This is a genomic window from Exiguobacterium sp. UBA1053, assembly GCF_002316465.1.
GTDB classification, from domain to species: Bacteria; Bacillota; Bacilli; order Exiguobacteriales; family Exiguobacteriaceae; genus Exiguobacterium_A; species Exiguobacterium_A abrahamii.
This window is the reverse complement of record NZ_DCDO01000003.1, coordinates 1-20,859: the sequence shown is the minus strand read 5'-3', so window position 1 is coordinate 20,859 and position 20,859 is coordinate 1. Positions and strand designations below refer to the sequence as shown.

General features: G+C 46.7%; 22 protein-coding genes. 12 read left to right on the top strand and 10 right to left on the bottom strand.

The window, feature by feature from the left end:
- Positions 1-7: 7 nt before the first annotated feature.
- Entirely contained in the window at positions 8-1,003 is a 996-nt protein-coding gene (locus B3G15_RS01100) for an ABC transporter permease (RefSeq protein ID WP_041255397.1), read from the bottom strand.
- 20 nt (positions 1,004-1,023) lie between these two features.
- Positions 1,024-2,016 carry a siderophore ABC transporter substrate-binding protein gene (locus tag B3G15_RS01095; protein WP_056060816.1) on the bottom strand — a complete coding sequence of 331 codons (993 nt, stop codon included), beginning with the start codon at positions 2,014-2,016 and terminating at the stop codon, positions 1,024-1,026.
- Between the two features lie 382 nt (positions 2,017-2,398).
- On the opposite strand from B3G15_RS01095, the gene B3G15_RS01090 reads away from it, so the two are divergent.
- The 4 genes from B3G15_RS01090 (at position 2,399) to B3G15_RS01075 (ending at position 7,172) form a co-directional block, all read left to right on the top strand.
- Positions 2,399-3,355 carry a sensor domain-containing diguanylate cyclase gene (locus B3G15_RS01090; protein ID WP_290714588.1) on the top strand — a complete coding sequence of 319 codons (957 nt, stop codon included), beginning with the start codon at positions 2,399-2,401 and terminating at the stop codon, positions 3,353-3,355.
- A 236-nt stretch (positions 3,356-3,591) separates the two neighbouring features.
- Positions 3,592-5,607 carry a BglG family transcription antiterminator gene (locus B3G15_RS01085; protein WP_290714585.1) on the top strand — a complete coding sequence of 672 codons (2,016 nt, stop codon included), beginning with the start codon at positions 3,592-3,594 and terminating at the stop codon, positions 5,605-5,607.
- A gap of 3 nt (positions 5,608-5,610) precedes the next feature.
- Positions 5,611-5,877 (top strand): PTS sugar transporter subunit IIB, encoded by a 267-nt coding sequence (locus B3G15_RS01080; protein ID WP_058705306.1) that lies wholly within the window; start codon positions 5,611-5,613, stop codon positions 5,875-5,877.
- Positions 5,878-5,909: 32 nt separating this feature from the next.
- Complete coding sequence (locus tag B3G15_RS01075) at positions 5,910-7,172, top strand: PTS ascorbate transporter subunit IIC (protein WP_047395867.1); 1,263 nt, start codon at positions 5,910-5,912, stop codon at positions 7,170-7,172.
- Between the two features lie 107 nt (positions 7,173-7,279).
- Here the strand turns inward: B3G15_RS01075 and B3G15_RS01070 are convergent, their stop codons facing one another.
- Entirely contained in the window at positions 7,280-7,837 is a 558-nt protein-coding gene (locus B3G15_RS01070; RefSeq protein ID WP_290714573.1) for a hypothetical protein, read from the bottom strand.
- 255 nt (positions 7,838-8,092) lie between these two features.
- Between B3G15_RS01070 and nikA the strand changes: the two genes are divergently transcribed.
- From nikA to B3G15_RS01045, 5 genes are read left to right on the top strand one after another with little or no spacing between them, the layout of a single operon-like run.
- Positions 8,093-9,703, top strand: a complete 1,611-nt coding sequence (gene nikA / locus B3G15_RS01065; RefSeq protein WP_290714571.1) for a nickel ABC transporter substrate-binding protein — start codon at positions 8,093-8,095, stop codon at positions 9,701-9,703.
- A gap of 12 nt (positions 9,704-9,715) precedes the next feature.
- Positions 9,716-10,657: a nickel ABC transporter permease gene (gene nikB / locus B3G15_RS01060; RefSeq protein ID WP_290714567.1), complete on the top strand. Its 942-nt coding sequence runs from the start codon at positions 9,716-9,718 to the stop codon at positions 10,655-10,657.
- Positions 10,654-11,499: a nickel ABC transporter permease subunit NikC gene (gene nikC, locus B3G15_RS01055; RefSeq protein ID WP_414651111.1), complete on the top strand. Its 846-nt coding sequence runs from the start codon at positions 10,654-10,656 to the stop codon at positions 11,497-11,499. The genes nikB and nikC overlap by 4 nt, the downstream gene beginning before the upstream one ends.
- Entirely contained in the window at positions 11,496-12,302 is an 807-nt protein-coding gene (locus B3G15_RS01050; protein WP_290714564.1) for an ABC transporter ATP-binding protein, read from the top strand. The genes nikC and B3G15_RS01050 overlap by 4 nt, the downstream gene beginning before the upstream one ends.
- Positions 12,299-13,096, top strand: a complete 798-nt coding sequence (locus B3G15_RS01045; protein ID WP_290714561.1) for an ATP-binding cassette domain-containing protein — start codon at positions 12,299-12,301, stop codon at positions 13,094-13,096. The genes B3G15_RS01050 and B3G15_RS01045 overlap by 4 nt, the downstream gene beginning before the upstream one ends.
- 47 nt (positions 13,097-13,143) lie before the next feature.
- Here the strand turns inward: B3G15_RS01045 and B3G15_RS01040 are convergent, their stop codons facing one another.
- From B3G15_RS01040 to B3G15_RS01025, 4 genes are all read right to left on the bottom strand, one after another.
- Complete coding sequence (locus B3G15_RS01040) at positions 13,144-13,914, bottom strand: hypothetical protein (RefSeq protein WP_290714558.1); 771 nt, start codon at positions 13,912-13,914, stop codon at positions 13,144-13,146.
- Positions 13,911-14,795 (bottom strand): ABC transporter ATP-binding protein, encoded by an 885-nt coding sequence (locus B3G15_RS01035; protein WP_290714555.1) that lies wholly within the window; start codon positions 14,793-14,795, stop codon positions 13,911-13,913. Before B3G15_RS01035 ends, B3G15_RS01040 begins: the two co-directional genes overlap by 4 nt.
- The gene (locus B3G15_RS01030; protein WP_290714552.1) at positions 14,792-15,019 is read right to left on the bottom strand and encodes a PLD nuclease N-terminal domain-containing protein; all 228 of its coding nucleotides are present in this window, start codon (positions 15,017-15,019) and stop codon (positions 14,792-14,794) included. Before B3G15_RS01030 ends, B3G15_RS01035 begins: the two co-directional genes overlap by 4 nt.
- A 99-nt stretch (positions 15,020-15,118) precedes the next feature.
- Positions 15,119-15,637, bottom strand: coding sequence for a hypothetical protein (locus B3G15_RS01025; RefSeq protein WP_069940467.1), 519 nt, complete (start codon positions 15,635-15,637; stop codon positions 15,119-15,121).
- A gap of 149 nt (positions 15,638-15,786) precedes the next feature.
- Between B3G15_RS01025 and B3G15_RS01020 the strand changes: the two genes are divergently transcribed.
- Positions 15,787-16,035: a hypothetical protein gene (locus tag B3G15_RS01020; protein WP_231925606.1), complete on the top strand. Its 249-nt coding sequence runs from the start codon at positions 15,787-15,789 to the stop codon at positions 16,033-16,035.
- Between the two features lie 62 nt (positions 16,036-16,097).
- Here the strand turns inward: B3G15_RS01020 and solA are convergent, their stop codons facing one another.
- The 3 genes from solA to B3G15_RS01005 all read right to left on the bottom strand — a co-directional run bounded on the left by solA (position 16,098) and on the right by B3G15_RS01005 (position 20,003).
- Positions 16,098-17,231 carry an N-methyl-L-tryptophan oxidase gene (gene solA, locus B3G15_RS01015; protein WP_290714543.1) on the bottom strand — a complete coding sequence of 378 codons (1,134 nt, stop codon included), beginning with the start codon at positions 17,229-17,231 and terminating at the stop codon, positions 16,098-16,100.
- A 70-nt stretch (positions 17,232-17,301) separates the two neighbouring features.
- Positions 17,302-19,047 (bottom strand): methyl-accepting chemotaxis protein, encoded by a 1,746-nt coding sequence (locus B3G15_RS01010; protein WP_290714540.1) that lies wholly within the window; start codon positions 19,045-19,047, stop codon positions 17,302-17,304.
- Between the two features lie 485 nt (positions 19,048-19,532).
- A complete protein-coding gene (locus tag B3G15_RS01005) occupies positions 19,533-20,003 on the bottom strand; it encodes a DUF2975 domain-containing protein (protein ID WP_290714537.1) in 471 nt (156 codons plus the stop codon).
- A 146-nt stretch (positions 20,004-20,149) separates the two neighbouring features.
- Between B3G15_RS01005 and B3G15_RS01000 the strand changes: the two genes are divergently transcribed.
- Positions 20,150-20,374, top strand: a complete 225-nt coding sequence (locus B3G15_RS01000; protein WP_290714534.1) for a DUF2188 domain-containing protein — start codon at positions 20,150-20,152, stop codon at positions 20,372-20,374.
- Between the two features lie 131 nt (positions 20,375-20,505).
- Positions 20,506-20,682 carry a helix-turn-helix transcriptional regulator gene (locus B3G15_RS00995; RefSeq protein WP_197499314.1) on the top strand — a complete coding sequence of 59 codons (177 nt, stop codon included), beginning with the start codon at positions 20,506-20,508 and terminating at the stop codon, positions 20,680-20,682.
- Positions 20,683-20,859 lie beyond the last annotated feature (177 nt).

Sequence of the window (20,859 nt, the reverse complement as noted above, 5' to 3'; positions counted from 1 at the left end):
GCGGTACTCATCTGACACCTCCAGTCTTCCGCCGACGTAACAGAATGATGATGAAGACGGCTGCTCCGACCGTTCCGAGAATCAAGGAGACCGGCAGTTCAAACGGGCGGATGATCGTGCGTGAAATCAGATCACTAATTAGAATTGTTGCCATGCCAATCAGACAGACCCACGGCAAATTACTACGAAGATCGTCACCGCGAAACATCGAGACGATGTTCGGAACGATCAAGCCGAGGAAGGGCAAATTGCCGATGACGGTCGCAACAACACCGACGGATAGGGCAATCAGCCCGGTCGCGATCAGCATCAGTCGATTGTAGTTGACGCCAAGACTCGTCGCAATGTCTTCGCCAAGCCCAACGAGCGTCAAGCGACTCGCAAGGAAGAAGATACAGACCGTGACTCCGATGATAATCCAGAGATACTCGTAGCGACCGATCTGAACGGACGCGAACGAACCAACGAACCAGCCTTCGATCGCTTGGCTGGCACGGAAGAACAACCCGAGGAACGTCGAAATCGCGGAGATGACGGCTCCGAGCATCAGTCCGATGATTGGAACGATCAACGATGACCGCAATCGGACTGAACGGAGAAACCAGAAGAAGACCATCGTCCCGATGAACGCAAACACGATGGCACCGCTCATCCGCATCATCAACGACGGTGCCGGAACGAGTAAGTAAACAGCTAACAGTCCGAGTCCTGCCCACTCGATCGTTCCTGTCGTCGTCGGTTCAACGAGCCGGTTTTGCGTGATCAGCTGCATGACGAGTCCAGCCATTGCCATCGCAGCACCGGTCAGCATCAAGGCGAGCGTCCGTGGAACGCGCGTGATCCAGAACATATCGAAATCGTTCGCGGCACTCCGTAGTTCGTAGACGCCCGTGAAGAGGGACGCCGTAGCGAGCGCTAAGACGAGACATAAGGTCAAGACGAACGGCTTCGTCCAAACGACAGAAAAGGAAGGTCGAGCGGGTGGCTCAACTCTTCCATTCATTTGTTGCTGTGCATGTGCCATTACTTCTTGAGCGCTTTCGCGATGTCAGTGAAGAATTCCGAGTACGTCTGAATCGATTCATTTAAGTACGTATCTTTTGGTGCATAGACGATGTTGTCGTCTTTGATTGCTTTCGTTTTTTGCAGAGCAGGCGCCCGGTCGATGACATCTTGCGCCGGTACGGCACCTTCTGCGTTTCCAAGTGGCGCGTCACGGTCAAGGACGAGTAGCCAGTCCGGGTTACTTTGAGCGATCGCTTCGACCGAGACTTCATCACCTTGATCGTTCCCTGATTTTTGTTTAACTTCGAGCGCTGGTTTCCAGTCGAACAAATCATACATCGGTCCGAAGACACGTCCACTCATCGGCGCTGAGAATCCAATATCGCCACCCGAGACGATGACCGACATGACGCTGTCCTGTCCATTATACGATTTTTTGACGTCTTTGATCGATTGCTCGAGTGTCGTCACGAGCTGATCCGCTTCTTGTTTTTTATCGAAGATCTGTCCGAGTGTCTCAGTCGTATCTTCAAGTCCTTTGACGAGTAACTCACCTGGCGTACCAGAGTCTTCCGGTAATGCGATGTCAAGATCGATGACAGCGGCGTTTGGAACGAGTTTTTTGATGTCTTCATAATGATCAGCGAAACGCTGCCCGACGATGACGACGTCCGGATTGACACCAGCGATCGCTTCGAGGTTCGGTTCGAAGTGCATGCCGACATCGACGATATCCTTATCTTTTGCATAAGGTGACTCAGCCGGGAGCAGTCCGACTGGTGCTGCAACAAGTTCGACGTCCCATGCGGCAAGCGTCTCAAATGTCCGGTTATCGAGTGCGACGACTTTCTTCGGATCAACCGGAACGTTGACCGTTCCATGTGCGTCTTTGATTTTGATCGTCTTTGGTGCCTCGGCGTCCTTCTTCGTGTCTGCTTCTCCTGCGTTCCCGCATGCTGCGAGTAAAACAGCAAGCGAACTCACGACGAGTGGTGTTTTCCATTTCCCCATGATGATTCAGCTCCTCATATTTGATTTGATAACACATAAATCACGGATTGAGCAGCAGATGGATTATGTATGTCTACGTGATTAATCTGTTCTCAATAAGTGATAATGATTATCATTGTCATGTTCACTGAGAATCATAGCAAACGAATTTGGAAGACGCAACGCCATTTTCCAAGGAATTACCTGGAACAGTTTTTTACTTCTATAAACTATACAAAAATAAAAAAATGATAATCCTTCTCATTTGGATATAGAAATAGGACCATCGGACGCTTTTGAGCAACAGAGGTTTAGACGACTTCAAAAAGAGAAAGTGGTAATATATGTATCAAATTTTCAAATCAGAGACACCGCAGAAGACGACTTTGGAATGAGGTGCTGTATGAATCAACCATTTGAAAAATTGAAGATGTATCAAAATTTTGATGAGCTCGCAGACGATGTACTCGATTTCGCAAAAGAAATTTTACCGGATCAGATGTTGTACTTATCAGCAATCGAAGCAGGACAACAACGGATGTTAAAGATTGCAAACGATAAAGCAGATATTCCGATGGTAGAAGGCATGCAGATTGAATTGAACCAATCATTATGTAAACTGGTTGATTTCGAGACGAAACAGCCGGTCGTCCTCGAAGATATTCCGAACGCGGAACAACTCGGCGACTGGCGAAAAGGCTTGGAGGAGGCTCACGTCCGGTCCTACTTAGGGATTCCGATCGTCTTGACGAGCGGAGAGACGTTCGGCACGTTATGTGCGATCAATAATCGGGTCAGCTTGTATGAACAGAAGAATGTTCAGCTATTGCAACGGATTGTTCGACTCTTCTTGTACTATCTGGAGCTTGAGCGTCATGCTTGGAAGGATGCGTTGACAGGACTGCATAATCGGCGTTACTTAACGAAGCAGTTCGAGGATCATCCCGTACAGACAGGTGCGGTGTTCTTCCTTGATCTCGATGGCTTTAAGCAAGTCAACGACGTCTTTGGACACGAGACGGGGGACATTGTTTTGCAAGAGGTCGCGCAACGTCTACGACAGTTCGTGCGCGAACAAGACGATGCGATGGCCGTGCGCCTAGGAGGCGATGAGTTCATCCTCCATTTCGGTCATGCCGATTCGAAGGAGGGGTGGGAGCGACTCGCGAAGCGGATCGTCACTTCGTTAAGTGAGTGGGAAACAGACTACCGAGTGTCAACAAGTATCGGGATTGTGATATATGACACCGAATTTCGTCCAGAGTTAAAAGTCTTGCTACAGCAGGCAGATGTCGCGCTATATGCCGCTAAGTCGTCAGGAAAGAATACGTATCAATTTTACGAGTTAGTAAAAGAGTAAAGTCTACCATGCCCATGAATATTTGTTCGTTACAGAACAGGATGCTTGTTTTAGTATGGTAAAGTACAAATAAAAATTAAATTGCTTGTAAAACACTCATGTAGCGAATGAGTGTTTTTTTGTGTTGAGAAAGTAGAGACAGTTTTTTGTCATGAGCCAGAACAAACTTCAATCGTAAACGCTTACAAAAAGCAACTGTTTTCGTTTTATACTGAATGCGTAGGAGGCCTCCACTTATGTTATTGAACGAAAAAAGTAAACGAATCCTTTATGTGATGCTTCATGAAGAAATCGTACAAATTCCATTTTTATTAACAATCTTACCGTATTCTAAACGAACTTTAGAGTATGAAATCGAACGTATTCAAGAATGGCTTGGATATCATCAATTACCGTTGATTGATGTGAATGGACCGATTTTGACGATTCCATCTGATAAGGGGATTGGAGAGAAATTAGAGAAAGCTGAATTAATCTTTTCGGAAGAAGAACGTGAGTTGTTGATCACATTCTATACGATGGTGGAAAAAGATTTTGTATCTTCCGTTCATTATCAGCAGTTGTTAAATGTATCGAAGTTTACAGTGCAAGAAAGTTTAAACGCTGTGAAAAAAGACGCGGTTCAATTTGGGATTACGCTCAATTATTCTCGAAAAGATGGATATCACTTCTATGGGCATCTACAAACGATTTATTTGTATATGTACCGAGCGATTGAGCGATTAATTCGACTTTCTACGAAAAACGATTTGATGTCTATGATCATTGATGATTGGTCAGAGCGTTTAATTAAAGCGAAACAACACATTGAATCATATGAAGCAGAACAACAATTCCAATTTGTAGAAGAGCATCGAGAGAAACTATCTTATTTTTTGATGTTAGGTCGATCAATAGCTATCAAGGAAGTTGTACCCAGTGAAGAACCGCTGTTCGTGAAGAACATTGATTCAACTCTCATTTCTTATTTCGAAGAACGGACATTATTTGTTGATACGTTAGATCTCCTTATCCAAAGTGGTCCGAAGATGGAAGAGGAAATTCAAAAAGATCTTCATGCTCGTCTTTTCAAAATCATGCATGAGGTGATTACTCATTTTGAGACGATTTCTTGCACTTTCATTATCGAAAAAGAGGCTCTTTGTGAAAAGTTAGTACTTCACTCGAAAGCTACGATGCAGCGCCTCTATTCAGGTTTGGAATCATCATCGGAATTAAAGCGGTATGTCATGGAAGAACACCAAGTATTACATGTTCTTGTATCGAAAGCGTTAGAACCATTCCGCAAGTTGATGAATCAAGACATACCAGATGTCGAAATCATGTATTATACGCTTCACTTTGCCACACATCTAAATCAGCAAGGAGAGCAATTGGATAAAAAGTTAAAAGCAATTGTTGTCTGTCCAAGTGGGATTAGTGTATCGCATATGCTTGATTACATTCTAAAAAATCAATTTCCTGAGATTGTATTTTTACCACCGGTGTCACAACGTGAAGTGGGTCAATTCGTGGAAATTATCGATGTGATTTTTACGACAGTTCCGTTAGAAGAGAGTATTCATTTGCAGGCAGATGTCATGCTTGTACCTACCTTGCCGACACGTTTTGAGCAAATTACATTAAGACGGTCGGTGGAGCAGCGTTTTCTAAAACGAAACCAATCAGATGAAATTCAATTGGAGGATTTGATTGCTGTCATCAAACAACATGCAACAATCCAAAGTGAATCAGCGTTACGACAGGAATTAAATCAGCTGTTATATCCAAGACAGCCAAAACTGCTACAAGGAGGGCAACCGGTGCTAAATGATTTAATCACAACAAACCAAATACAGATACACCAACGGGTGGAATCATGGATGGATGCCATTCGAGTGGCAGCAAGTCCTTTACTACTTGAAAAGAAAATTCAACCAGCGTATATCGAAACGATGATTCAAAACGTTGAGTCTCATGGTCCATATATTGTCTTAATGCCAGATGTGGCGATTCCACACGCACGACCGGAAGACGGTGTACTTCAACTAGGAATGAGTATTTTGAAATTAGAAGAACCTGTTTTATTTCCTCAAGATAAAGAAGTACGTCTGTTTTTTGTTCTTGCAGCCATTGATCAAACAACGCATCTAAAAGCGCTAAGCCAACTGACGAATCTTTTAGGAAATCAAGCAGATGTCACACGTTTACTAGAAGCAAACTCTGTAACAGATATCGAAACAATCATTGAACCATATTCTGAGGAGGACTAAATCATGAAGAAAATTTTAGTGGTATGTGGAAACGGACTTGGATCAAGTTTCATCATGGAACTTAACGTTAAAAAGGCACTTGAACAAATGGGGAAACAAGCAGATGTTTCTCATACGGATCTCTCGACTGCACAAACGGAACCGGCTGATATTTATTTAGGTGCAAAAGACATCATTATTTCGCTCGACAACGGCACTCGTGACATTGTTGCTCTTGAAAATGTCATGAATATCGAAGACATTAAGGCACAACTTAGTACGAGACTTTAAGTAACAACACATAACAGAAGGGGGGACTGACCTTGCTTGATTTACTTATGCGAGATATTTTAGGGACACCAGCAATTTTGCTCGGTATATTTGCTCTTGTTGGATTACTGTTGCAAAAAAAGGATATTGCGACAGTTGTTTCGGGGACACTGAAGACAATCATGGGCTTTATCATTATTGGAGCAGGAGCCGGTGTTATCATCGCAGCACTCGAAATCTTTAGTAAAATGTTCGATCACGCATTCAGCATTCGGGGAATCATTCCAAATAACGAAGCAATCGTAGCAGTTGCTCAAGATGCATTTGGTGTAGAGACGGCAATGATCATGGTGTTCGGAATGGTCATGAACATTGTTTTGGCTCGATTTACACCATTCAAGTACATCTTCTTGACTGGACATCATACGTTATTCATGGCGAGTTTACTTGCGGCAATACTTTCAGTTTCCGGATTGAGTGGCGTTCTATTAGTTGTTGTAGGTTCGGTTCTACTGGGATTATGTATGGTTCTTTTTCCAGCTCTCTTGCAACCTTTCGTTCGACAAATCACTGGTTCTGATGACTTTGCAGTCGGCCACTTTGGTTCCCTTGGATACTTTATTTCTGGAACGATTGGTAAATATGCAGGAAATAAAGAACACTCAACTGAGCAAATTAAGGTGCCCAAACAACTAGGCTTCTTAAGAGATACATCCGTTGCCGTTTCTTTGACGATGACATTACTTTTTGTTGTCGTTGCTCTGTTTGCTGGACCAGGATTTATTGAAAAAGAATTATCGAGTGGTTCGAACTATATCGTCTTCTCCATCATTCAAGCCATTACGTTCGCAGCAGGAGTCTATATCGTACTTGCCGGTGTTCGGATGTTAATTTCTGAAATCGTACCAGCGTTTAAAGGAATTGCGGATAAACTAGTTCCAAATGCCAAACCGGCGCTAGATTGCCCGACAGTTTTCCCATTCGCACCAAACGCGGTCATCATCGGCTTCCTATCCAGTTTTGTCGCTGGATTGATTTCAATGTTCTTCTTACCTTTACTCGGATTATCAATCATCGTGCCTGGATTAGTACCACACTTTTTCACGGGTGCTGCTGCTGGCGTATTCGGTAATGCGACTGGTGGAAGACGAGGTGCAATACTTGGCTCATTTGCAAATGGTATTCTGATTAGCTTTTTACCGGCATTCCTCTTACCACTGCTCGGCAATCTCGGATTCGAAGGGACGACATTCGGGGATTCTGACTTTGCGTTCGTCGGTATTTTGATCAGTTGGATTGTTTCTCTATTCAGCTAAACGGGTTCCATTGCATCTTATTTCGTTATAAAAAGTTGTGCGTTTCATTTCTAGTTACACTAAAAGACCTGACGCTTCTGAATCTCCTCAGAAACGATCAGGTCTTTTTAGTTGCCATGAAGACGATAGACGATCCGAATGATGTCTTTTTTCGGAAGATCAGGGTACTTGAGACATAACGTCTCGACGCATGTCACAGGATCGATATCTTCTAACAAACGGATGGCGTCTTTAACGATTGGCTCATGTTGTGCATTGTCTTCAGAAGACGAAGCAGTCGAATCGCTTGATTGATGAATCAGGTAAAACAATAGCGTATGTATAGATACCAGAACGACTTTCGTCGCAAGCGGGATCGTGATGGACTCCACGTAGAGATCCATCCAAAGTAAGACGCTCAAACTGACGGAACCGTCCACGATAGCAAACAGAATGTTCGAGAAACGACGCTTAAACAGTACGCTAAGCGCACGCATCATCCCGTCGAAGACGACGCTGACGACTAGACTAGCGAAATAAAAGTATAGGAGAAACACTAGACAACCAACGAACGAGTCGTAGGAAGCATCTCCAACGTATAAGATCAGCCCATCGATCATCAGCAAAGGAAGCACTAAGAGGAGAACAAGAAATACAAGCGAGACGGAGGAAACCAGTCGTGACATCCTATCATCCTTTCCGTGCAAATGATTTCGTAAGACAAGAAACGCAACATTCAAACTAGGATACCGCTTAACACAGTTGATTACAATTATTGACAAAAAAGTGACGTATACAGAATGTTACTCAGTTAAGCGTGGAAATCCTGTCAAAAAGCGCCGTTACGTCCAGTTAACATCTGGATTATCCATTGACAATCCTTCCCTTCCCCTCATACAATTGAAAATGATTATCAATACAAGTTGGGAGTTCTGTCTACCATGAACGTTAACCGTAAAAAATTACTGATTTCTACCGTCTCGATCCTGTCTTTGACGTCATTATTGATCGGCTGCTCGAACCCCGGCGAGTCGACAGGAGAGCGAAAAGATAAAGATACATTGACGCTCGCGTGGCCACGCGACGTCGGAACGATGAACCCGCACGTCTATAATCCATCACAACTGTTCGCACAGTCGATGATCTATGAGCCACTCGTCCAATACGGAGAAGGTGGAAAGCTCGAGCCATACTTAGCCTCGTCTTGGAAGATTTCTGAAGACGGAAAAACGTATACGTTCACGCTCCGTGACGGCGTCAAGTTCTCGGACGGTTCGACGTTCGACGCATCGATCGTCAAAAAGAACTTTGACGCGATCCTCAAACAAAAGGCCTTACATAGCTGGCTTGGCTTCATCACGAAAATCGAGAAGACGGAAGCTGTCGATGCGAAGACGTTCCGCCTGACATTATCCGAAGCCTATTACCCGACGATTCAGGAACTCGCGGTCGTCCGCCCGGTCCGTTTCCTCGGAGAAGCGGGATTCCCTGAAAACGGCGATACGTCGAAGGGTGTCAAAAAAGAAGTCGGGACAGGTCCGTGGATGCTCGACGAATACAAACCGGATCAGTATGCGACGTTTAAGGTCAACAAGAACTATTGGGGTCCGAAGCCGAACATCGATCACATCAAGGTCGACATCATCCCGGATGCGGAGACACGTGTCTTAGCACTCGAAAAAGGACAGGTTGATCTGATTTACGGTGAAGGGGCGATCAGCATCGATGCCTTCAATCAGTTAAAGACGGATAAATCCTACAAGACAGAGATGTCCGAACCAGTCGCGACGCGTCTCCTCGTCTTGAATACGAAAAATAAGCGTCTGTCTGACGAACGCGTCCGCCAGGCGCTCCAGCACGGGTTTGATAAAGCTGCTCTCGTCGAAGGGATCACGTCGGGAATAGAAGCACCAGCTGACTACCTGTTGCCACCGAACATGCCGTACACGTCGAATCTGAAAGTGAAGCAACGGGATTATGACGTCAAGGAAGCGAATCGTCTCCTTGATGAAGCAGGTTGGAAACTGCCGAAGGGCGAAAAGGTCCGCGTCAAGGATGGTCAACCGCTGCAAATCGGGATGATGTATGATGCGGCCGAGCAGGTCCAAAAGGCGATGGCCGAAACGTTGCAGTCGGAATGGTCGAAAATCGGCGTCGAGCTGAAGACGGAAGCTGTCGAATTACCGGATCAAGTCCAGCGCTTCAAGGACAACCGATTTGACATCAACTTCTACAGCAACTTCGGTGCACCGTACGATCCGCATACGTTCGTGAACCTGATTGATACGGATGGCTTCGGCTTCAAAGAAGCGATTTCGGCTTATCCGAATAAAGAACAACTGTTGCAAGAGATCAAAGATGTCTTGAAGACGACAGACGAGACGAAGCGTCAGAAGATTTACGCCGACATTCTGCCATCACTCCAAGATCAAGGGGCATTGATTCCGATTTCGTACTTGAAGAAGATGGCGGTCTATCAGTCGGACGTGACGAACTTCCAGTTCCCGGCGAACCGGGATGAGAGTCCATTTACCCGAATCGGAATTAAGTAAAGGAGGGATGACATGGTGGTCTTCCTCGTCAAACGCATATTATCCGTCATCCCGATCTTGTTACTTGCTGTCTTGATTCTGACAGGGTTGATTCATTTGTCACCGGTTGATCCGGCACAGGCCTATCTATCCGCTGCCCATATCCAACCGACGGATGAACTGCTCGCTGCAAAACGAGCAGAATTCGGACTCGATCAACCGTTCTACAAACAATACTTCGATGCCGTCATCCGCCTGGCGCAGCTCGATTTCGGAACATCGTATCTTTCTGGAAAACCGGTTTTAGAAGATGTCTTGCTCCGCTTACCACCGACGGTCGAGCTGGCAGTGACGAGTCTGCTGCTAGCACTCGTCGTCAGTATCCCGCTCGGGTTCCTTGCTGGGATCAAGAAGAATGGCTTCTTTGACCATCTCAGTCGGGGGATCGCATTCATCGGTGCCTCGATTCCGTCGTTTTGGCTCGGGTATCTGTTCATCTTCTTCTTTGCCGTCCAGCTGGATTGGTTCCCAGTCGGCGGAACGGGAAGTGTGATGCACTTGATCTTACCGGCATTGACACTCGCGTTTCCGTTGATTGCCCTTTATACACGATTGCTACGCGGCAGTGTGATCGAATCATTGAACGAACCGTATGTCTTGTTTGCCCGGACACGTGGATTAAAGGAAGGACGGATTCTTGGGAAACACGTCCTTCGGATGGCGATTCCGCCGATGATCACGGGTCTTGGGATGAACCTCGGGAAGTTGCTGACGGGAACGATCATCGTCGAGACCGTCTTCTCGTGGCCAGGCTTCGGTCGCTACTTCATCGAAGCGATCTTTGACCGGGATATGCCGGTCATCCAAGGCTACGTCTTTCTCGCGGCCCTCGTCTTCATCGGTAGCAGTTTGCTCGTCGACATCATTCAAGCTGTGCTCGATCCACGCCTAGCGAAAAAAGGAGGGACGGTATGAATACTCCACTTCCAGCAACGATGATCCGGTCGCGGTATACGCCGCTTCTTTATCTTTGTGCATTCGTCTTAATCGGTATGGCAGGCATTGCGTTATTTGCGCCATGGATTGCGCCGCATGACCCGAACCTCGTCGACCTGACGCAAAAGCTCCATGGTCCGTCGTCAGCCTATCCGCTCGGAACCGATCAGCTCGGACGCTGTCTCTTATCGCGCTTGATTTACGGCGCGCGGATTTCACTCGGCTGTGCCGTGTTGATTTTCGTCGCCTCGCTCGCAATCGGACTGTTCGTCGGAACACTTGCCGGTTACCGTGGCGGTTGGGTCGACCAACTCTTGATGCGTCTGTGTGACGGTGTAATGGCATTTCCGAGTCTGATTCTCATCCTCGGTCTCGTCGGGATTTTCGGTCCAGGTCTTAAGCAAGTCATCATCGCCTTGATGCTCGTCCAGTGGGTCTACTACGCGCGGATGTTCCGCGGAATGGTCATGACGCTGAAGACGGAAGCGTTCATCGCCGCTGCTCGCGTCAACGGTTCGTCTTCGTGGAAGATCATCCGGACGCACATCCTGCCGAACATCTTACCGCCGCTGCTCGTCATCGGAACGCTTGAGATGGGCTGGGCGATCATGGATATCTCGGCGATGTCGTTCCTTGGGCTTGGTGTCCAGTCACCGACAGCCGAATGGGGGGCGATGATTCACGAAGGAAAATCGTACATCCGGACGAATCCGGAATTGATGATTTATCCGGGACTTGCGATCATGCTCGTCATCATCAGCTTTAACCTAGTAGGAGAACAGTTAGCAGAACGATTCGGTGTATCAAAAACGATGAAATGAGAGGAGGTGCCCGTATCGAACCGATCTTAGCTGTCGACGGTCTGACCGTCCATACGAAACAACAAGTAACATTGATCGAAGGTGTGACATTCTCAATTCAAGCTGGACAGATTCTTGGTCTTGTCGGAGAGAGTGGTTGCGGAAAAACGGTGACGAGTCTCGCCTTGATGCGTCTACTTAATCCACAGACAACAGACGTCACTGGCGATATTCGACTGAACGGAACATCAATTCAATCCTTATCAGAACGCGCTGTGCGAACGATTCGGGGCGGTGAGATTGCGTTCATCATGCAAAATCCGATGAGTGCCTTCACACCGGTCTACTCGATCGGGCACCAGATAATCGAGACGATTCAAACCCATACACGTTGTTCAAAACGTGAAGCAAAACAGCAAGCGATGACGGCACTCGAAGAAGTCAATCTGACGGACGCCGCCCGGTTGCTCAAAGCTTATCCGTTCGAACTGAGTGGGGGGATGTTGCAACGGATCATGATTGCCTTAGCCGTTGCCCTGCGCCCAAGCGTCTTGATTGCCGACGAACCGACGACGGCACTCGATGTCTTCAATCAAAAGACGGTGCTTGAATTACTTGAACGGATGCGGGCAACTTACGGAACGGCGATGTTACTCATCTCACACGATCTCGGTGTGATCGCTGAACTTGCAGACGATGTCCTCGTCATGCAACAAGGACGGATCGTTGAGCAGGCAGATGTCTTTGATTTGTTTGATCGACCGCAACATCCGTATACACAGTCTCTTCTCGCACAGCATCTAGGAAGGGAGGCGTTCGGATGAGTTTACTACAGATCGATCAAGTCTCACACGTCTATAAACGCCGGTTTCAACCAGCACAGACCGTCTTACATGATGTGTCGTTGACGCTTGAAGCGGGACGTTGTCTCGGACTACTCGGGTCGAGTGGTGCCGGAAAAAGTACGCTCGGACGATTGTTGCTTGGGCTCGAACGTCCTTCAAGCGGTACGATTTGGTTCAACGGTGTCGACCGGCATGCGACAAAACGACCGTTTCAAGGAGATGTCCAAGTCGTCTTCCAAGACTCGTTTGCTGCCGTCAATCCAAAGCTGACGGCTGCTGATATTATCGCCGAACCGCTTGATAACTTCATTCGTTTAAAGGGTGAAGCACGGCAACAACGTCTCGTCACGCTTATTGAACAAGTCGGACTCAAGGCAACGGATTTGACGAAATATCCGGCGCAGTTCAGTGGCGGGCAACTGCAGCGGATCGCGATTGCGCGAGCGATTGCTGCCGAACCACGACTGATTGTTTTAGACGAAGCGGTCAGTAGTCTCGACATGGTCAATAAACGATTGATTCTCGCTTTGCTAGCTGACTTGAAGCGGCTACACGGTCTAACATATGTCTTCATCACCCATGACATTAAAGCTGCGGAGCAACTGTGTGACAGCTTCGCGATCTTAGAGCAAGGGCGCCTCGTCGGGAATTACCCGAGTTTAGTTGCATTTGATGCTGCGACGGATCCTGCCGTTGAACGGATGCGCCAAGCAAAGCTTGCCGTGCATCCAAGGCAACGAACGATTCGAAAGACACAATCAAACAAAGGATAACGGACTGCTGAACGGCTCCGTTATCCTTTTTGTGTTGTAGCGGTGGATCAATAAGCCGTTTTTCGGAACCGAAGTGCTGACCAGCCGAGTATGAGAAGAATCCAAATGAGACAAGAAATGATTCCGATTAGATGGGACGAAGAAAAAAACGACGTGTACGATGGGAGCGACAGTAGCGCGCCAGGCATAAAGAATAGAATGTCTGGCATTAATGAAGGAAGTGCAACAAGTAGTAAGGAAACGACGAGCGACAGGATACCAATCGGAACGGCGCGTCGCAAGAAAGTGCTGATCAGAAGCGTCAGACTGACGACGAATAACGTCCAAAGACTAAAATCGAGGATGATGCGTAGCGCAAGCATCGGCGAAAGGAATCCGAACCAATAGACGGTCAGACAGTAGGATGTGAGGGCACCAATCAGCATCCCGAATAGACTGATCATCCCGTGACTGAACCATTTCGACAGGAGATAAACATTCCGAGAGACAGGGCGCGTCAGAATGAAATCCTGCATGCCGGTTTGTCGGTCTGAAGCAAGCAATCCCATGAAGCTCATGATCAGGACGATCAAGCCAAGCTGATTGAACTGCCCGTGGATCGTTGCGCTGAAGACGTCAAGCGGTTGTGGAGCAGGACGATTCGGATCAACGATGATTCCGTCCGCGTTTCCGACGTGTGCGAGCAAGACATCCATGTACATCAACAGCAACGGTTGGGTCACACCGAGAGCAATGAAGAACAGCGGTAACCAAACGATCTTCCATTCTTTCCATGCTTCCAACCACTCGGTCCATGTCAGCGTATAAAACGTCCTCATACGTCTGCCACCATGTCGAGGAACCGTTCCTCGAGTCCGATCGGTTGATAGGCAATCGAAGCAATCGACCATCCCTGTTGAATCAAGGTGGTCGCTAACTGTGAGAGATCAAGCGGCTGCTGTGCGGAGAACTGATAGCAGCATGGGTTGATTCGATCAATCTCGATTCGTGGAAATCGTGTCGCAGAAAACGAAGGGGCAGCTGTAAGCGTCTCGACTTGAATCCGATATTGATCCACGTTGCGTTGATTGTCGAGTGGACCTAACAATTTTCCGTGCTTAATGACGAGGAAGCGATCGCAACACGTCTTTGCGTCTTCTAACAGGTGCGTTGAGACGATGATCGTCATCCGTTTCTTTAAGCGGAGGATTAATTGATTGATATCATGTCGACCACTCGGATCTAGGGCGGAAGCTGGTTCGTCAAGAATCAAAAATGTCGGTTCATGTAAGATGGCTTGGGCGATTCCGAGACGTTGGCGCATGCCGCCGGACAGTCGTTCGACGACTTCTGTTTGTTGGTCGTGGAGTCCAACTTCATGTAGAACAGCTGGAATCCGCTTATTTAACGTTGCGCGATCGAGACCTGACAAGCGACCGAAAAAACGTAGTGATTGTTCGCACGTCATCCAAGACTTGAAATCTGTTTGTTGTGATAAGTAGCCGATCGATTGCTGCTGTTGACGGATAGGGCGCGAAGACATCGTGATCGAACCACGGTCACTCTCGATCATGCCGCTCAGACATTTCAGGAGTGTCGTTTTTCCGGCACCATTCGGACCAATCAGTCCAAGACATTCATGTTCGTGAATCGTAAAGGAAATATCGTCTAGGATAAGACGTCGTTGAAGTGAAAGCTGGAGATGAGAAATCTGAATCATGCTGTCATCCTCCTTCCGAGGACGAAGTAGAGAATCGAGCCAATCGGCTGGACGAGGAGAATGATCAATAACCAAGTAGTCGGTGTCGCGATCCGGTCCTTCCGTCTGAACCAATCGATACAGGCGCAGCTAAGTAGAATCAGGTTGATGAAGATGTAAATCAATAATAGGGGCAGGAATCGTTCCCAGTCGATTTGTGATAAGGCAGAGAAATCTGTATTCATGAAAAACCCTCCTTTTCTATTACCATTATCAATAATGAAAATAGAAAAGTCAATAAAAGATGTACTGATAAAAAACACTCTCCTGAATTCGGAGAGTGTCTACGGTAAGATGACGAGCGAGACAGTCCTTTCTTTTGCCTGGTCTTCTGTCTCCAGGTGATGATATTTTTCGAGCAGTGCCCGCATGTCCTGTTGAAAATCATTGAAGGTTTCATCCGTCAGGTGCAATTTCGCGATCGAGAACGTCGAGTGGTCCTGACCTTGCGTTTGAACGGTCTGTTCGAAGTACGTCTGGTACTGCTGCAAGACGTACATGAAGTAGAACGAGACAAAATTTACTTTTTCATCGTACGTCGCACTGTTCCAGTCTGCTTCGCTGATTTGATAGCCGCTTGTGTTCAAGGCATAGATCTTCTCTTCGACTTTTCCAACACGCTGGACGGCGACGACCTTCAACAACTGATCGTCCATCATCGCATTGACTTGCCGGTACAAAGTAGACTGCGGTACATCCGTTAAACGTTGATTCAGTTGCATGATTGATAAGCCGTCTTCGAGATCAATCAACTCAAGCGCAATCTTAAACCGGACATGATTTTTGAATAAGTTAAAGTTCACGTCGTGTCCCACTCCTTCATCCAATCGTTTCTAAAACTATCTTATCATGCTTTTGGAAACATTCTTAAAAATGATAATGAAAAAAGAGGAAATAAAAAGTGAATAGGGAATAGTCTATAATGACACTAATTGGTAAAGGAGCGTTTATTATGAAAGATTCAAACTATCGCTATGGTACATATGCACTCATTACAAGCTTTTTCTTATTTTTCTTTGTTCAGATGTTCCGAGCATATGTGGAATTATCACCAGAATTTGCTGGCGAAACACTTGAAGAATATCACTTGATGTACTTCCCAATCATTGCTTTAGTCGCCGGACTCGTCCTATTCATCAACGGCTGGTGGAAATCGACGGAAGCGCAACATAAAGCCTTATCGAATACAGAGCAAAAATAATATATGCACATCAAAAGACCGACAACGAATTTTCGTTGCCGGTCTTTATTGTTTCATATGCCTTATTTCGCAAAACGCTTAATCGCGAAAGGTCCGATCGGTTCAGTCGTCGATCGTTCCATGATCAATTCACTGAGTACTTTTCCGACTAAGCTACTGAACTTGAACCCGTGACCGGAGAAGCCGGCGGCGATCGCGATGTGCGGATAGTCTGGATGCAAATCGATGATGAAGTCCTCGTCTGGCGTCATCGTATAAAGACACGTTTTGCCGTGAGTTAAAGTATCGATTGAGGGCATGAACGTATTCGTGAACTGTCGTAAATCAGCCAGATCACCCGTCTCTTGACCGAATGAACGGCGTGGTTGATTTGGATCAACGGGAATGCCGCCGTCGTGGCGTCCAATTTTCAGACCGGCTTGAGCGATACTTGGAAAACCGTAATAATAACCGGCGGGTGTATCAAAGGCAAAGGCCGGGAACACCGTGTCATTGAATACCTCTTCCGCTGCTTCGAACCAGGCGAACGTCTTGCGGACCGGGCGTAGCGGTAAGGCGAGTCCAGTTTGTTCGAGCAATGGACCAGACCAGGCACCGGCTGCGACAATCAATGCATCAGCTGAATAGGTGTCTGTTCCGACGGTTACGTCAACGCCAGTGGCGTGGGCGGTAAGCGTCGTCACTTTCGCATTCGTCCGGATGTCGACACCGTTCGCGACAGCAAAATCGCGGTATGCTTCAATACAATCCTCGCACTTCAACACACCGGACGTCGGTTCAAAACAACCGATATACTCGTCGGGCATCGTTAAACCGGACCAGCGCGTTCTAATTTCCTCAGCCGTCAGGACCTCAAGCGGTAAATCATACTGCGCTGCACTCCTGATGATCGTCTGCATCGAACGGGACGAGCGGTGACCGGCATTCAAAACTCCGGTGTTCAGAAACAGGCTCCGACCGCTGATTTGTTCCAACTCGTACCATAAGCGTTGCGCGGCTAACGCCAGTGGCACATAAGCTTCACCTTCACCGTAGGCATGGCGAATGATTCGTGTCTCCCCGTGGTGACTCGCTTGATCATGCGGTGGATTATAGGCGTCTAGTAGTAAGATGTTTTGATCGGTTCGTGAGAGATAGTAGCCGGCTGCCATCCCCATGGAACCCGCACCGACGATGATGACATCATAATGGGACATCTGGTTCGACTCCTTCATATGTAAGTTCACACCAGTATAGAGTGAGAACCAGAAAAGAACAAATGAAAGATTAAATCTCGAAGCGACGGGCTTCTTGTTCTAAGTGTTCTGTCCGCTCGTTCAAATCACCGACGAGCGTATGCAGCGTCGTGATCGTCGCAATCATTTGTTCAGACGCAGCGGCAACTTCTTCGTTACTCGCCGTGTGCTCTTCTGCGACAGCAGCAATTTCCGTCAAGGCATTGCGGATGAACCGTTCTGCCTGCAAGACGTCTTCCATTTGTTGCGTCATCTGCTGTGTTGCCGTTGAGACATGCGTGACTTGATCCGTCAACCGTTCGAACGTTGTATCTGTATCGAGAACGATCTGCTTGCCGGCTGCTGTTGCTTCGACCGTCGTCTTAAAGCTGTGTTGCATCTGCTGCGCACTGGCTTCGATTGACGTGACAATCGTTGCGATCTCACTGACACTGCTAGCGACATGGCTCGAAAGATTCTTGACCTCGGTCGCAACGACAGCGAATCCTTTCCCTTGTTCACCCGCCCGTGCCGCTTCAATCGCGGCATTAAGGGCGAGTAGATTCGTCTGTTCGGAAATTCCGCGGATGATACCGACGAGCGTTTGGATATCCGATGATTGCTGTTTCAGTAGATCAATCTGTTCAGCAGATTGCGTGACATGCTGATGAATGTGACGCATTTGTTCAACAGAAGTAGACATTTGCTCCCGGCCGACTCGTGTCAGTGTTGCCATCTGCTCCATCGTTCCTTGAATTTCAACACCAGACTGATTCGTCGTCTCAATCAATGTTGCGAACCGATTCATCTCGTCATTCAACGAAAGCGTGACTTGCGTCTGACTTTCAGTTCCCGTTGCGATTTCCGACATCGTATGAGCGATTTGCTCAGATCCGTCGAGTACTTCTGATGTACTTTGATCAATCGATTGACTCGTCGTCGAGACGAGAGTGGCCGTCTGTTTGATGTCGACAATCATCGTCCGCAGCATCTCGTTCATATCACGAATCGAGATCGCAAGCGCATAGATTTCGTCCTTTGAAGCGATTGTCAAATCGCGCAACGTCTGTTTCGCCTGATTCAGTCGTCCGTCGGCGATCAAGGCGGCGACTTTCTGTAACGTCTCGAGCGGACGTAATTTTCGACCGAGCACGATGTAGAGCAAGACGAGGGTGATCGTTAACAGCAGGAGCATTAACCCGATGAAAATCGGAGCGTTTTGTTGTAATAGATCCGTCGTAAGCGCATCGACTTCCTTCGCAGCGATGTCGACGCCAAGAATGCCGATGATTTGACCAGACGCATCCTTTAACGGAACGTAGACACTCATATACTGTCCATTTACAGGATCATCAATGATGTCCGTCGCGTGTGTTCCACCATTTAATACGTCCTTCATGTCAGTAACTTTTGCGCCACTCGCCGGTTCATTAATCTTTGCGGCATCTTTCTTAGGGAGACCGTCAATCAGCAAACGGACCTTATTTTGGTCGATGTGTGCTGTGTATGCATACAGGAGTCCGTTTTGCTTACGTAATGCATCAAGTTCATTTCGTAACGTTTCATATTGCTCAGACGTGATAGGCGATTGTAGAAATTCGCTATAAGCCGCCGTGTCGAATGTCTTGCTGATGCGTAGCGCATCCTTTTCAGCGGTCGCTTTAAGCGTTGAAACCGCAGTTTGCTTCGTATTGAAGTATAAGGCCAGACTACTAAAAACAAAAAAGGCAATCAAAATTAAACTAATCATTACTAAAAGGCGTGTTCGGATGGAATGGTTTTTGGTTGTATTCTTCACTTGTAACTAGTCCTCTCAACTCATATTTTCTATCTATAATTCATTTATCGGTTGGTAAAATACATATTAAACAGGACCTTTTAACGATTTTTTTTATACCACCGCTGGAAGACAAACTATTTTTTCTAAAAAAAGGATTTATCAAGAATGATTCAGGGCACATATTAAATAGAAAAAATACAAATTGAGGGAAGAGGGATCGAGATGGAAAGTGAAGTCGATCATCGAATCAAAGCAAGACATGTATATGAAAATGAATTACGAAGACATGCGGTCAGCACAAAAAAAACTACATTTCGATTGATGACATGTCTACGTTGCCAATCGAAGATTCTGTTGAAACAGGGACATCAGGATAGCCATCAATGTGACGCGAACTAAAAAATCCCGCTCTTAGGAGCGAGATTGAACAAAGTGTTAGGTAGGAAAAGCAACGGCTAGAATGACAAAAACAATCATGAGCACTTGTTTTTCGGTCGTTCACGTTAGGATTTCATAGGCAACACATAGCGTAATAATAATTGTTGGATACAGGCAAGTAGCGTTCCGATTGTCAACGGAGCAAGAATCAAACCCATTCCGATGATAATCAGACCAGGTGCGTCGTCAATCTGACCAATATAGAAAAAGACGGGAAAGAGACATGCCGTTAAAATGGCGACGATATAAAAAGACAATTTCATCGATTGAATGGAAGCTGTGATGAGCGGAAAAGCCGGAGGAGTCATCGACATATATCGAAGGATTCGGAGCGCATGGAATAAAATCAAAAGAGTTGGGATGAAGATAAGGTATGCGGTCAATAGAACACTGTAGCCAGGTCGCTCGAGTAACAAGTTTTTCGTGATACCATGCCAGACAAGTGGGATACCAAGTCCAGCTAAACCGAACAGACTGAAGATGATACCGAAGACGATAAAACGTAAAAACCGGATTTGCCAGACGAAATGATTCACGATATCAACTCCTTTCGAGGCAACAAACGTTTCTTTTAGTATACTGCATTCCCCGATAGGCTAGTAAAAAATTCAAGTGAAAAGACAACCGTACGCCAAAACAGTCTCATGAAGATGAAATAGATTAAGGAAATGGAGGTCACGTGATGAAACGAGAGCAACATGTCACGCCGCATCCCAAAGGTGGCTATCAAGTGAAAGCTGCCGGTGCGACTCGAGCAACCAAACGATTCGCTACACAGAAAGAAGCGATTGCAGAATGGCGTCGCATTGCGAAAAGTCAGAAGACAGAGCTCGTCATTCATAACAAAGAAGGGCAGATTCGCGAAAAAGATTCCTACGGACACGATCCATTTCCACCACGAGGTTGAGCCATCATATAAGACACGTTCTGAGCATGAGAGCGTGTCTTTTTAATGATTCTCATGTCAAAAGTTTTTGATATGAGAATGGAAGTTCATCACAGTAGAGATTTAAAAAGAATTTGACCCGTTGTGGAGGAATGAACGTGAGAAACCACATCAAGGAACTGCGTCTAGCGGCAAAATTATCGCAACAAGAACTGGCTGACCGCTGTCAGGTCAGTCGGCAGACAATCAATGCGATTGAAAACAACAAGTATGATCCGACTTTACAGAATGTACGAGCGAGAAAGCCCACTCCTTTAGAAGTGGGATGATAGCGAGTTCGGGGACGGGATGTCTTCAGACACCGCATGTCGCCGACTGTTCTTCCTGATGAAATACATTTATAGTAAATCTATAATGGAGTTGATTATTATGATGAAGGAGGTGTCAAAGATGAGTCAAGTCGTCACGGTAGAAGTTCGAATCTATGCCACGCGTCGTCAGGATGC